Source organism: Janthinobacterium salmonicoloratum, from assembly GCF_051380845.1.
Classification (GTDB): Bacteria; Pseudomonadota; Gammaproteobacteria; order Burkholderiales; family Burkholderiaceae_D; genus Janthinobacterium; species Janthinobacterium lividum_F.
The window spans coordinates 621,928-635,354 of record NZ_JBNYXV010000001.1; the positions used below are offsets into that span (position 1 = coordinate 621,928).

Annotated in this window: 13 protein-coding genes; 5 read left to right on the top strand and 8 right to left on the bottom strand. The window is 63.0% G+C overall.

What is annotated here, in order from left to right; translation table 11 throughout:
* The first annotated feature begins 196 nt into the window (after positions 1 to 196).
* From ACQ4WY_RS02905 to ACQ4WY_RS02915, 3 genes are all read left to right on the top strand, one after another.
* A complete protein-coding gene (locus tag ACQ4WY_RS02905; protein WP_035819521.1) occupies positions 197 to 2,461 on the top strand; it encodes an arginine/lysine/ornithine decarboxylase in 2,265 nt (754 codons plus the stop codon).
* Between the two features lie 418 nt (positions 2,462 to 2,879).
* Positions 2,880 to 4,685, top strand: coding sequence for a DUF1800 domain-containing protein (locus ACQ4WY_RS02910; RefSeq protein WP_436502743.1), 1,806 nt, complete (start codon positions 2,880 to 2,882; stop codon positions 4,683 to 4,685).
* 10 nt (positions 4,686 to 4,695) lie between these two features.
* Positions 4,696 to 6,135 (top strand): DUF1501 domain-containing protein, encoded by a 1,440-nt coding sequence (locus tag ACQ4WY_RS02915; protein WP_436502744.1) that lies wholly within the window; start codon positions 4,696 to 4,698, stop codon positions 6,133 to 6,135.
* On the opposite strand, the gene ACQ4WY_RS02920 is transcribed toward ACQ4WY_RS02915, so the two are convergent.
* The 4 genes from ACQ4WY_RS02920 to ACQ4WY_RS02935 are packed head-to-tail and all read right to left on the bottom strand — an operon-like array spanning position 6,132 to position 8,273.
* A complete protein-coding gene (locus tag ACQ4WY_RS02920) occupies positions 6,132 to 6,995 on the bottom strand; it encodes a dioxygenase family protein (RefSeq protein WP_436502745.1) in 864 nt (287 codons plus the stop codon). The genes ACQ4WY_RS02915 and ACQ4WY_RS02920 overlap by 4 nt on opposite strands.
* A complete protein-coding gene (locus ACQ4WY_RS02925) occupies positions 6,953 to 7,117 on the bottom strand; it encodes a hypothetical protein (RefSeq protein ID WP_436502746.1) in 165 nt (54 codons plus the stop codon). The genes ACQ4WY_RS02920 and ACQ4WY_RS02925 overlap by 43 nt, the downstream gene beginning before the upstream one ends.
* Positions 7,118 to 7,120: 3 nt before the next feature.
* Entirely contained in the window at positions 7,121 to 7,780 is a 660-nt protein-coding gene (locus tag ACQ4WY_RS02930) for a hypothetical protein (RefSeq protein WP_436502747.1), read from the bottom strand.
* A 16-nt stretch (positions 7,781 to 7,796) separates the two neighbouring features.
* The gene (locus ACQ4WY_RS02935) at positions 7,797 to 8,273 is read right to left on the bottom strand and encodes a Spy/CpxP family protein refolding chaperone (protein WP_436502748.1); all 477 of its coding nucleotides are present in this window, start codon (positions 8,271 to 8,273) and stop codon (positions 7,797 to 7,799) included.
* A gap of 193 nt (positions 8,274 to 8,466) precedes the next feature.
* On the opposite strand from ACQ4WY_RS02935, the gene ACQ4WY_RS02940 reads away from it, so the two are divergent.
* A complete protein-coding gene (locus tag ACQ4WY_RS02940) occupies positions 8,467 to 9,156 on the top strand; it encodes a response regulator transcription factor (RefSeq protein ID WP_436502749.1) in 690 nt (229 codons plus the stop codon).
* A 2-nt stretch (positions 9,157 to 9,158) separates the two neighbouring features.
* Entirely contained in the window at positions 9,159 to 10,652 is a 1,494-nt protein-coding gene (locus ACQ4WY_RS02945) for a sensor histidine kinase (protein ID WP_436502750.1), read from the top strand.
* A gap of 42 nt (positions 10,653 to 10,694) precedes the next feature.
* Here the strand turns inward: ACQ4WY_RS02945 and ACQ4WY_RS02950 are convergent, their stop codons facing one another.
* The 4 genes from ACQ4WY_RS02950 to ACQ4WY_RS02965 form a co-directional block, all read right to left on the bottom strand.
* Entirely contained in the window at positions 10,695 to 11,036 is a 342-nt protein-coding gene (locus ACQ4WY_RS02950) for a FlxA-like family protein (RefSeq protein ID WP_436502751.1), read from the bottom strand.
* A 121-nt stretch (positions 11,037 to 11,157) separates the two neighbouring features.
* Positions 11,158 to 11,727, bottom strand: coding sequence for a dCTP deaminase (gene dcd, locus ACQ4WY_RS02955; protein WP_436502752.1), 570 nt, complete (start codon positions 11,725 to 11,727; stop codon positions 11,158 to 11,160).
* Between the two features lie 133 nt (positions 11,728 to 11,860).
* Positions 11,861 to 12,661, bottom strand: a complete 801-nt coding sequence (locus tag ACQ4WY_RS02960) for an alpha/beta fold hydrolase (RefSeq protein WP_436502753.1) — start codon at positions 12,659 to 12,661, stop codon at positions 11,861 to 11,863.
* Between the two features lie 58 nt (positions 12,662 to 12,719).
* Positions 12,720 to 13,427 carry an HAD family hydrolase gene (locus tag ACQ4WY_RS02965; protein ID WP_436502754.1) on the bottom strand — a complete coding sequence of 236 codons (708 nt, stop codon included), beginning with the start codon at positions 13,425 to 13,427 and terminating at the stop codon, positions 12,720 to 12,722.

A 13,427-nucleotide genomic window follows, 5' to 3' on the forward strand; every position in this document is an offset into this window, starting at 1 on the left:
TGTCACACCTTTGCGTCACGCTAGCGCAAGCGTGTGACGCTTAGCTGCGATATTTTTTTCCCGCAGACGCCGCATTTCTGCGAGAATCCCGTTCTTATTTTTTTTCTGCGGCTGCCGGGTTGTACCACCGCCTGAAGTCGCGCCCTAGTCCGCCCCTTCATTATGTCAGGGGCGGCTTGCTTTTTTGGAGACATGCATGAAATTTCGTTTCCCCATCGTCATCATTGACGAGGATTTCCGTTCTGAAAATACGTCCGGCCTGGGCATTCGCGCCCTTGCCGCCGCAATGGAAAAAGAAGGCATGGAAGTGCTGGGCGTGACCAGCTACGGCGATTTGTCGCAATTTGCCCAGCAACAATCGCGCGCGTCAGCCTTCGTGCTGTCGATCGACGATGAAGAATTCGGCGCCGGTTCCATCGAGGAAACCGATCACGCCTTGAAATCGCTGCGCGCTTTCGTCGAGGAAATCCGCTACAAGAACGCCGACATCCCTATTTATCTGTATGGCGAAACGCGCACTTCGCGCCACATCCCCAACGATATCCTGCGCGAACTGCATGGTTTCATCCACATGTTCGAAGATACACCGGAATTCGTCGCGCGCCACATCATCCGCGAAGCGAAATCCTACCTCGATGGCCTGTCGCCACCGTTCTTCCGCGCGCTGGTGCACTACGCCAACGACGGCTCCTACTCGTGGCATTGCCCCGGCCACTCGGGCGGCGTGGCGTTCCTGAAGTCGCCGATCGGCCAGATGTTCCACCAGTTCTTCGGTGAAAACATGCTGCGCGCCGACGTCTGCAACGCCGTCGAGGAACTGGGCCAGCTGCTCGACCATACGGGTCCTGTCGCCGCGTCGGAGCGCAATGCGGCGCGCATCTTCAATGCCGACCATTGCTATTTCGTCACCAACGGCACGTCGACCTCGAACAAGATGGTGTGGCACTCGACCGTGGCGCCAGGCGACATCGTCGTCGTCGACCGCAACTGCCACAAGTCGATCTTGCATTCGATCATCATGTGCGGCGCCATTCCCGTGTTCCTGATGCCGACACGCAATCACCTGGGCATCATCGGTCCCATTCCGCTGCATGAATTCACGCCGGAAAGCATTGCCCGCAAGATCGAGGCGAATCCGTTCGCGCGCGAAGCGAAGAACAAGAAACCACGCATCCTGACGATCACGCAATCGACCTACGATGGCGTGATTTACAACGTGGAAACCTTGCGTGAAATGCTGGACGGCAAGATCGACACCCTGCACTTCGATGAAGCATGGCTGCCGCACGCCACCTTCCACGATTTCTACAAGAATATGCACGCCATCGGCAAGGACCGTCCGCGCGCCAAGGAATCGATGATCTTCTCGACCCAGTCCACGCACAAATTGCTGGCCGGCCTGTCGCAGGCCTCGCAAATCCTCGTGCGCGAATCGGATACGGTCAAACTGGACCAGGACGCCTTCAACGAGGCTTACCTGATGCACACCTCGACCTCGCCGCAATACTCGATCATCGCCTCCTGCGACGTGGCCGCGGCCATGATGGAAGCGCCGGGCGGTACGGCCCTGGTGGAAGAATCGATCATGGAAGCGCTCGATTTCCGCCGCGCCATGAAGAAGATCGACCAGGAATGGGGCCAGGACTGGTGGTTCCAGGTATGGGGTCCGGCCAGCTTCAACGACGAAGGCATGGGCCAGCAAGAAGACTGGATGATACGCGCCGAAGATGACTGGCACGGCTTCGGCGACCTGGCTCCCGGCTTCAATATGCTCGACCCGATCAAAGCGACCATCGTCAACCCGGGCCTGTCGCTGGACGGCCAGTTCGGCGACACGGGCATCCCCGCGTCCATCGTCACCAAGTACCTGGCCGAACACGGCGTCATCATTGAAAAATGCGGCCTGTACTCGTTCTTCATCATGTTTACCATCGGCATCACCAAGGGCCGCTGGAATACCCTGCTGACGGCATTGCAGCAATTCAAGGACGACTACGACAAGAACCAGCCGATGTGGCGCATCCTGCCGGAATTCGCGGCGGCCAATCCACGCTACGAAAAAATGGGCTTGCGCGACCTGTGCCAGCAAATCCACGATTTCTACAAGGCCTACGACGTGGCCCGTTTGACGACGGAAATGTACCTGTCGGACATGATCCCGGCCATGAAGCCGTCGGACGCGTTCGCCAAGATGGCGCACCGCGAAATCGAGCGCGTGGCCATCGACGAACTGGAAGGCCGCATCACGTCCATCCTGCTGACGCCGTATCCACCGGGTATTCCGCTGCTGATCCCGGGCGAGCGCTTCAACAAAACCATCGTCGACTACCTGCGCTTCGCGCGCGACTTCAACGAGCGCTTCCCCGGCTTCGAGACGGATGTGCATGGTCTCGTGAAACGCGAAGTCGATGGCAAGCGTGGCTATTTTGTTGACTGTGTGAAACTGGACGAAAACGTCTAAAAACATCGCCCTTCCTTGAACCGCGGTCACGGACGCCGCCTGATGTAAATCAGGCGGCGTTTTTCATTTCAGGCCGCCGCGCGCTCCGCTGAAAGACAGGCGAACGGCGTTTCTCCGATGACGTAAAAACCATCGGTTCCCGCGTAGCGGGTTTCGTTGTCAAGATGATCTTTAACTCAAGCTTAATTTCCAGGAATGATTACGTCGCCTATCCGCCACAGTCCCCGTGACCGGGAAAAAATATTTTTCATTTCTAAAAAATAAACTTCGCGCTACCGCGCCGAAAACACCATCAACACCATGTAAACGCATCGCAAAAACAAACGTAGCCAACACGCAAATAGTTAATTGAAAACAGGATTTTGGTTAGCAAGCCCTACAATTAACGGGCCAGAATTGATTGCCTGAAAGAAACTAAATGACTGACCCTACTTTGCGCCGTTTGCTGGCCATTACCTTGTTCAGCCTGCTTACCGCCTGCGGCGGTGGCGGCGACAGCAAGACCGGCTCCACCCAGAATCCGGACGTCTCGGTCGTGCCGCCAGCGACCACCGCCCCCGGCGATCCGCAAGCCCCCGGTACGGCCGCGCCTGGCGACACCATTCCGCCACCACCCCTGACCACGCCCCCGGCCGGCCAGACAGCGACCTTTACGCGCCAGGAAGCGTCGCGCTTCCTGGGCCGCGCCACGTTCGGACCGGACATGGCGGCCATCGACGCGCTGGCCGCCAGCGATAGCGACGCCTGGTTCCGCGCGCAGTTTTCCAAGCCGCAAACCTTGCATCGAAAATATATCGACGCCATGCTGGCAGCGCAGGCCGCCGGCGGGCAACAAGTGGGTTTTACGGGGGTGTATGAAACCTTCTGGCAGCAGGGTATCCGCGGCGAGGATCAATTGCGCCAGCGCATGGCCTTTGCCCTGTCCGAGATTTTCGTTATTTCCATGCAGAATGAGTCCGTGCGGCCGCAGGTGCGTGGCGTGGCCAGTTACTACGACATGCTGGGCCAGCATGCTTTTGGCAACTTCCGCGACCTGCTGCAAGGCGTGGCCCTGCATCCGATGATGGGACTGTACCTGTCCCACCTGCGCAACCAGAAGGAATCGGCGACGCGCACGCCCGATGAAAACTTCGCCCGCGAAGTGATGCAACTGTTTACCATCGGCTTGTACCAGCTGAATCCGGACGGCAGCCTGAAACTGTCCGGTGGCAAGCCCATCGACACCTACACGCGCGACGACGTGGCGGGCCTGGCTCGCGTCTTTACGGGCTGGAGCTGGGCCGGCCCGGACCAGAGCGCCACGCGCTTCTATGGCGAGACGACCGATCCCGACCGCGACTGGAAGCCGATGCAGAACTACGCGACCTATCATTCCAGCGGCGACAAGCGTTTCCTGGGCCAGAGCATCTCCGGCGCCAGCAGCGGCCAGGCCGACCTGAAACTGGCGCTCGATACCCTGTTCAATCATCCCAATACGGGACCGTTCTTTGCCCGCCAGCTGATCCAGCGCCTGGTCAGCAGCAATCCCAGCCCCGCCTACGTGGGCCGCGTGGCCGCCTCGTTTGCCAACAATGGCAGTGGCGTGCGCGGCGACATGCAAGCCGTGATTCGTGCCGTGCTGCTCGACCCGGAGGCGCTGGCCCCAAGCGGCACCACTTTGCGCACAGGCAAGCTGCGCGAGCCACTGCTGCGCCTGGCTGGCTGGATGCGTGCCTTCAACGCCAAGCCGGCCGGCGGCAGCTACAGCCTCTATTACCTCGACGACCCTTTGAGCGGCCTGGGCCAGAGTCCCTTGAATCCGTCTTCCGTATTCAGTTTTTTCCGCCCCGCCTATACGCCGCCCAACTCCGCCCTTGCCAGCGCGGGCCTGGTGGCGCCGGAACTGCAAATCACGGCTGAACCGTCGGTGACGGGCTACCTGAACTTCATGCAGGAAGCCATCAATAGCGGTGTGGGCGAGGGCAATGAAGTCAAGCCCGACTACACGCGTGAACTGGCGCTGGCCAGCGACACGGGCGCCCTGCTCGACCGCGTCGACCTGCTCCTGATGCATGGCAGCATGCCCGCCAGGCTGCGCGGCCAAATCCTGACCGCCGTCAACGGTGTCAGCATCCCCGCAGCCACGGCCAGCAATGCCACACAGGTAGCCACCGCCCAGGCCCGCCGCGTCAAGCTGGCCATTTTCCTGACCATGGCCTCGCCGGCCTACCTGGTACAAAAATAAGAGCGATCACATGCAAAACTTCCCATTTTCCCGGCGCCGCTTCCTCGGTTCCATGCTGAGCCTGGCCGGCACCACGGCCACCCCCTTCGCCATGAACCTGGCCGCCATGGGCAACGCCGCCGCGCAATCGGCCGACGACTACAAGGCCATGGTCTGCCTGTTCATGGCAGGCGGCAACGACGCCTTCAACACGGTGCTGGCCACCGATCCCACGTCATGGAATGAATACTCGCGCCTGCGCAACACGGGCGGCGCCGATTCCATCCATCTGCCCGGCGTGGGCGAGACGGGCGGCGTCTTGCCAGTCGTGCCCGCTACCGTGCAAACGGGCCGTACCTTCGCCCTGCATCCCCAGCTGGCGCCGCTGAAAGACCTGTTCGACAATGGCCGCGCCGCCATCGTGGCCAATGTGGGCACCCTGATCCAGCCCGCCACCCTGGCGCAGTACAAGGCGGGCAGCGTGGCCTTGCCACCCAAGCTGTTCTCGCACAACGACCAGCAATCGACGTGGCAATCGGGTTCGCCGGAAGGGGCCAGCGTGGGCTGGGGCGGCCGGGTGGCCGACGTGGCCGGCTCGCTCAATACGAATGCCATGTTCACGGCCATTTCCGCCGCGGGCAACACCGTCTTCCTCAGCGGGCGCCAGGTGCGCCAGTTCCAGGTGGGCCAGGCAGGCGCTGTGCCTATCCGCGGCCTGAGCGGCAACCTGTATGGCAGCACGGGCGGCGCGAGCGCACTGCAAGCCATCATCAACGATGCGGGCAGCGACCTGATCGAACAGGAACACGTGGCAGTCGCGCAGCGCGCCATTTCCAGCCAGAGCATCCTCAGCGGCGCCATGCTGGCAGCCGGCGCGGGCGGCGTGCCCAATCCCCCGCCCTACGTCAACCCGAACACGGGCGCGTCCGGCGTCAACCAGCTGGCCGTGCAATTGCAAACGGTGGCGCGCATCATCGGCGGGCGCGGCCCCCTGGGGGCGAAACGGCAAGTGTTTTATGTAACCCTGGGCAGTTTCGACACGCATGACCGCCAAAAGGAACTGCATGGCGACCTGATGGCCCGCCTGGCCCATGCGCTCGCGTACTTCGACACAACCCTGGCGGCCCTGCAGGGCGCCGACGTACGGCGCCAGGTGACGACGTTCACGGCATCGGACTTCGGCCGCACCTTCAGCAGCAATGGCGACGGCACGGATCACGGCTGGGGTGCGCACCACTTTGTCGTGGGCGGCGCCGTGAAGGGCCGCGACATCTACGGCACCTTCCCCGTCACGGGCCTGGGCCATGCGCTGGACGTGGGTTCCGGCGCCCTGCTCCCGACCACCTCCGTCGACCAATACGGCGCCACGCTGGCCAAGTGGTTCGGCGTGGCCGACAGCCAGCTGGCCGACGTGTTCCCGAATATCGGCAACTTCAACCGGCGCGACCTGGGTTTCATGACGGCAAGCTAACCGTTCACGGCCACCGTCAAGGTCACCACATAACCATCGGTGGCATTACCCGTCACCGTGGCCATCTGCAGGCTGGTGCCGTCGCGGAAGACATTGTCGGTGGCATAGCTGATCTGCGCCAGGTTGCGCACGCTGGCCGTGTAGCCGCTGGCTGTGTAGGCCTCGTTTAACGTTGCCATCGGGAAGGTGAACTGCGACGTCTTGAGGCGGTTCGCGGCGCTGGCCGCCTTGGCCAGGCTGGGATAGACCTCGAAGTGTACGTGCGGCATGCGTCCCGCGTAGCAGCCGGGAAAGATGGTCGTGAAGCCGACGTTGCCAGCGCTGTCCGTTTCCTGCACGCCGCGCAAATAATTTTGTGCCGTCACGCCGCTCGAATACAGCGAATACAGGCCTTCGCGGTCGCAATGCCATAGATAAACGGCGTAGCCGGCCAGGCTGGCGCAGCTGCCGCTGGCGTTGAGCAACTGCAACTTGATAGTGAGCGGCACGCCTGCCGCCACGCCAGTGGCGCCATTAAAACTGGCGCGGATATCGCTGCGCACGACGCCCGACTGGTTCAGCACGTTGATGATGCTGCCGCCATTCGTATTCGTGCCATCGGCCGGATACGGCCCGCCCGTTTCTTCGGGGATCACCGTGCAGGCGCCCGTGGCCGGCGTCGCGTCCGTAGCCGTACCGGATGTGCCGGTGCTGGCGCCGCTGCTCGCGGCGGTGCTGCTGGCGTCCGACCCGCCACCGCAACTCATCAACGGCACGGTGGCGGCGCCGGCCAGCAGCCAGCGCAGGACTTGCCGCCGCTCAGCCGCCTGTCGCCGCATCATTTCGAGGTCGGATGCCAGGCCGTGATCATGTAAGTCCATGCATACTCCATCAAGTGGGGCAAGCCCGCCAAGGCGGGGCTCAGGCTGGCGCACAGGTACAGCGCCTGTGTCGCATGTCGCGAGAGCGCCTTCCTGGCGGCCAGGGCGAGCTTGCGTGCCATGGTTCAGGCCGTTGTATTGACCAGGTTGCCGCTGGCGGACAAGTTGCCGCCCGCACTCGCCGCGCCCAGGCTGCCCGACAGCGCCTGCAAGAAGCTGCTCAATTTGCTACTGCTGCTGGTGCTCGTGCTCCCCGCATCGCCGCCCAGCGCGCTGAGCAGGCTGGCAAAGCTGGACTGCAAGTCCGTCACGCTGCTGTCCGTGCCGTCGCTGCTGCTACTGTCGCTGCTGGACGCGGAGAGTTTTTGCAGCAGGCTTTGCAAGTCGGACTCGATATTGCCGGGACCGCCAGCGCGCGCGCCACCGCCGGGCGGCGGCCCCGAAGGCGGTTCGGCGCCCTCCTCTTGCCCGCCGGCGCTGCTGCCGCTCTGCGCACGCAGGCTGCCCATCAGCTGGTGCAGGAAGGCGCCCAGCGCTTGGCCTACGTCGCTGCTGGCGCCACTTTCAGACGTGGCCGTATCGCTGCCGCCATCGCTTGCGTCCACTGACACGCCGATCGATGACAGGGCGCTGCTAATGGCGTCGAGGAACGCGCCATCGTCAGGCTTTGGCGGTCGCGTGCCGCCCACACTGCTGGTACTGCTGGAACTGTCGCTGCCGTCCAGGCGGCTGAACGCACTCAGCTGGCTGGTGGCGCTGGTCGAACTCAAGGCACTGATGCTCATGGTTAATCTCCTGTGCTTATTGGGCGCCGCGCGGGCCGGGGCGGCTGTCGCGCCGCTGCTCCGCCTGCTTGCGCTGTTCCGGCGTCAGCACGGCCAGCAATTGCTGCTCCAGCCGCGCCTGCTGCAAGCTGATTGTCGCCATGGCTTGCGCCGCCGTGTTCGCCAGCGCGCTGGCCTTCGCATCGTCATAGGCGCTGGATCCGGCCAGCGCGCGCAGCTGCGCATGGGCCTTGAAGGCAATCTTTTCCTGTTCCCGCAGCAAGGGCGCCTGGGCGTAGGTGGCGGCGAAAACCTTGTCTTGCTGCGCTTCACTCAAGTCGATGCCATGCAGGAACGGCGGCAAGCCTGACGCGTGGCCAAAGCCGGGCGGCGGCCCTTCCATGGCGCGCGCTAGCGGGCCGTCCGGTGCAGATTCTTGCTGGGCCAGCGCCAGCAGCGGCATGCTGCAGGCGGACAACAGCAACAGGGATACGGCGATACTCAGGTATTTCATCGGGCTTTCCTTTCGTGGCGATCAGCCCTGATTGTCGGCGTCTGGCGTGTAAAGCAACGTTAGGGCCGCGTAAAAGCGTGTAAAGGAAGGTGCGCAAATGTAAGTGAACGTATGTAAAAGCGGGTAAAACCGCCCTGAACGGCGCCCTTTGACTGCTATCATCGGGCGATATTCACCCGAAAAAAGCACAGGCATGAGCAAGGTTTTGTTAATCGATGACGACGTGGAACTGGTCGGCATGTTCCAGGAATACCTGACGCAGGAAGGTTTTGATGCCCGTGCCGTGCATGACGGCGAAAGCGGTGCGGCCGAAGCGCTGACGGGCCTGTACGCCATCGCCATCCTCGACGTCATGATGCCGCGCATGAATGGCCTGGAAACCCTGCGCCGCATCCGCGCCGGCAGCAGCCTGCCCATCTTGATGCTGACGGCGCGCGGCGACGATACGGACCGCATCGTGGGGCTGGAGCTGGGCGCCGACGATTACGTGACGAAACCGTGCACGCCGCGCGAGCTGACGGCGCGTATCCGCGCCATCCTGCGCCGTTCGCAAGCCGTGCCGCACGATACGTCAGGCCTGGCGCCGCTGACCGTGGGGCAACTGACGATGTGGCCCGAGCAGCGCCGCGCCGCCTGGGCCGGCGCGCACCTGGAGCTGACGAGCACGGAATTCAACCTGCTGGAAGTGCTGGTACGCCATGCGGGCAAGCCCGTCAGCAAGAATCAATTGTCGGAACTGGGCCTCGGACGACCGATGGCCCGCTTCGACCGCAATATCGACGTGCACTTGAGCAGCCTGCGACGCAAGCTCGGCAGCCTGGCCGACGGCCGCTCCTGCCTGCAAACCGTGTACCGTCTCGGCTACCAGCTGATCAAGGAGTAAGCGTGGGCCGTCTGTTCTGGAAGTTTTTTCTGTGCATCATGCTGGCGCAAGTGACGGCCACCATCGGCATCGGCGGCACCTTCTGGCTGAAAAACCGGGCCGCACAGCAGGAACGGGCCCTCGACATCGACACCAGTCCGCCAGCGCAAATGATCATCGAGGCCGCCAGCGCCACTCTGGAAGCGGGCGGCAGCCAGGCCTTGCGGCAATTCCTGGGCAAGCTCGAACGCATGCGCGTGTTTGCCGTCGATGCCAAAGGGCAAGAACTGATGGGCCGCACGGTCCATCCGACCATGCTGGCCAAGGCGCGCGCCATGCTGGAACAGGGCCAGGCCCATCCCGTGGTGCGCGAAGCGGCCGGCAGCGATGGCAAGCGCTACCTGCTGTTCCTGCCTTCGTCCGAACGCTTCCGCAATGCCGAAGCGGACGCCGCGCGCAACACGCTCAATGCCGTCGCCATGAGCGGCCCGCGCAACATGGGACCCGGTCCACGGCCCAACGAAGCGGGCGCCCCGCCGCCACGCGGCGAATTCGGCCGCGGCATGCCGCCCGGCCCGCGCATGGACAGTCCCTACCGCACCTTCATTCCCCTGGCCGCCGCCATCGCCGCCAGCCTGCTGTTCGCTTTTTTGCTGGCCTGGTATTTTGCGCGTCCCATCCGCGATCTGCGGCAAGCGTTCGAGGCCGCCTCGCACGGCAACCTGGCGCCGCGCTTTCACGCCAGCGGCAAGCGCGGCGATGAATTGACGGATCTGGGACGCGATTTCGACCGCATGACGGGCCGTTTGCGCAGCCTCATGGATAGCCAGACGCGTTTGCTGCATGACGTCTCGCACGAGTTGCGCTCGCCGCTGGCGCGCTTGCAGGCGGCCATCGGCCTGGCGCACCAGCAACCGGAAAAGATGGGCGCCTCGATGCAGCGCATCGAACGCGAAAGCGAACGCATGGATAAACTGATTGGTGAGCTGCTGACCCTGTCACGGCTGGAAGCGGGCGCAGGGCAAGCGGGCGTCGGGCACACGCACAGCGAAGACGTCAGCATCGCCGACCTCGTGCACGACATCGTGGACGACGCCCGCTATGAGGCCAGGGCGCGCCTGCTGGACATCGACCTGGCGGGCGACGCGGCCACGGCCGACGCCAGCGTCACGGGCCAGCCAGAACTGCTGGCGCGCGCCGTGGAAAACGTGGTGCGCAATGCCGTCAAGCACAGCCCCGATGGTGGCACGGTGAACGTGGAGCTGTCGCGCCAGCATGACTGGCTGCGCATCGCCGTGCTGGACCGGGGTCCCGGCGTGGCCAGCGCCGACCTGGCCAACATCTTTCAACCATTCTTCCGCGCCAGCAATACCGAGCACAGCACGGACGGCCATGGCCTGGGCCTGGCCATCGCCCAGCACGTCATCAACGCCCATGGCGGCCGCATCGGGGCCAGCTTGCGCAGCGGCGGCGGGCTGTGCGTGGAAATGCTGTTGCCCGTCAACACGCCAGGCTGACCTGTCGGCGAGCCTGGCGTTTTTTTACGCGCGGATGTGCTGTTACGCCTGCGTATCGATGATGCTACCGAGGGTGGACGAGCTTGATTTGGCCGGACCCGTCGCCGTATCGGCGCTGCTGGCCGTCTGAGAGTCTTGCTGCGCCGCCTTTTGCGCAGCGGCCGCCTGTAACTGGGCAATTTGCGCCTGCAGGGCCTGGATTTGCTGCGCCAATTGCTGCTGCAACTTTTGCGACGCTTCCGTCTGCTCGCCCTTCTGCGATTCCGTCAACTGCTTCTGCGCTGCCGTGATCTGCTTTTGCAGCGCCGCGATCTGCGAACTGCTGCCTGCACTGGCGCCACCGGCCGCGCTGACCGCGCCGCCTGTACCGATTGCCGCTACCATACTGCCTCCTCAGTGTTTCAATACCAAGGTTAACGGCAAGCATGGGCGCGGGTGTAGAGCCGCGGGTGTAAAGGCAGGTAAAGACAGGTAAAGACGGCTGGCGCGCCGCCCTTCAGAGCAATCAGGTCTTGGGCAGCGTCACGCCGACCTGGCCCTGGTATTTGCCGCCGCGGTCCTTGTACGACGTTTCGCACACTTCATCGGATTCGAAGAACAGCACTTGCGCCACGCCTTCGTTGGCGTAGATTTTCGCCGGCAACGGTGTCGTATTCGAAAACTCCAGGGTCACATAGCCTTCCCATTCCGGTTCGAACGGGGTGACGTTGACGATGATGCCGCAGCGGGCATAGGTGCTCTTGCCCAGGCAAATCGTCAATACGTTGCGGGGAATGCGGAAATACTCGACCGTGCGGGCCAGCGCGAACGAGTTCGGCGGGATAATGCAATAACCCTTGCCCGACACATCGACGAAGTTATTCGCGTCAAAATCCTTCGGGTCGACGATGGTGGTGTTGATGTTGGTAAACAACTTGAACTCGTCGGCGCAACGGATGTCATAGCCATAGCTGGACGTGCCATAAGAAACGATGCGGTTACCGTCGCGTTCCTTGACCTGGCCCGGTTCGAACGGCTCGATCATGCCCGTTGCTTCCGCCATGCGGCGTATCCATTTATCGCTTTTAATCGTCATCGCAGGGGTATCTTTCTAGAATATCGGAATGGCTGGGGCCGCACGCCTGCTGCAGGCACGGCCCGGATGGCAGGATTTTACGCGAAAATCCGCCGCTGTTGGCCCCCTTCCCCTGAAAATCCTTGGCGACAGGCTATTGTTTCGCCAGCAATGCCGTGATCATCTCGCGCACCACTTGCGCCGTCAGTTCCGGGTTTTCCATTGGAAACAGATGGCCGCCCGGCACCTGGCGGAAAAACTTGCCGACCAGCTTGCGCGTGGCCGTCAACCCCGCCTGGCGGCATTCCACCGATTCCATGCCGCCGATAAAACCGATGGGCACGGGAAAGCCATCCTTGACGAGGCCGCCGATGTGGTGCGGCAAACTGCGATAGACCTGCGTTTCCACTTCGCGCGTAAAGCGCAGCTGCACCCCTTCCGGATGAGGAACCAGGCCGCTGTCTATGTAATCGCGCAACACGTGCGGCGCCCAGATGGCGAACATGTCCTTGGCCGCAAAGTGTTCATACGCGGCTTGCGCGCTTGGCCACAGCTTGCGACGCCGGGCGGAAAAACGCGAAGGAGAAAACCGCTCGCCCAGCGCCGTGTTGCGCGCCAGACGCACCAGCAAGGCGCGCCAGCCCGCCACCACGGGCGAATCGAGCAAGACCACGCAGCGCACCAGGTCGGGCCGCTGCTTGGCCACCATCACGCTGAGCATGCCGCCCAGCGAATGGCCGACGAGGATCACGGGCGCGCTGTAGCGGCGTTCGAGCTCGTCGATATACTCGCGCACCAGCTCAGGCCAGCCCGTGCTGACGGGGTACGCGGGGTCGTGCGCATGCATGTCGAGCGCCTGCACGGTGTAATGCTGGCCCAGCAAGCCAAACAGCTTGCGGTAGGTACCGGCTGGATAACTATTGGCGTGGGCAAAGTGCAGTTGCGGGAGGGTCATCGTGGGACGGAGCCGGTGAATGCGATAGACAATTGTAATGGCATGCCGGCAAGACGTATCAGAGGAAGGCCTCTAATTTCCGAGGTACCAGCGAGCGCGCTGACGCCATGCCGGGCACGAACGAGGCCAGCACTTCGCCCAGCTCCACCATCGATTCCACCACGCAAAAAGCGTCGTCAAATGCGTGGTGACGGTTCATGTGATTGCGCACAATGATGCATTCCAGCCCGGCCGCGTTGGCGGCGCGCAAGCCGCGCGGCGAGTCTTCGACGGCCACGCAGTCGGCAGCGGCCAGGCCCAGGCGCTGCAAGCCCAGCTGGTAGCCGTCGGGCGCCGGCTTGCTCTCGCCATACATTTCACGCGTCAGCACGAAGTCGAAGTGTTGCAACAGGCCCGTGGCCGCATGGCTGATCTGGAAATGCTGTGCGTAGGCGCTCGTCACCACACCCATGGTCACATGCGGGCGCAGCGCCGCCAGCACTTGCCCGATGCCTGGCATGGCCAGCTGGCGCGCCTGGCGCAAGCGTTGCGCAAACAGCACGGTGCGCTCGGCCCGCAGGCGTTCGACCAGCTCGATGGCGTGGCCCTGCCCCAGCAGCACATGCCAGGCGCCGTAGTTATTGTCCAGGAACCAGTCAAAGAATTGCTTCGGCGTCAGGTCTATTCCGTAGGGCAAGAGCAAGTCGCGGTTGCTTTCGTAAAACAGCTGTTCGGTGTTGACCAGCACGCCATCGTTGTCCCACAGCACGCCCTGGATGGTTTTCAT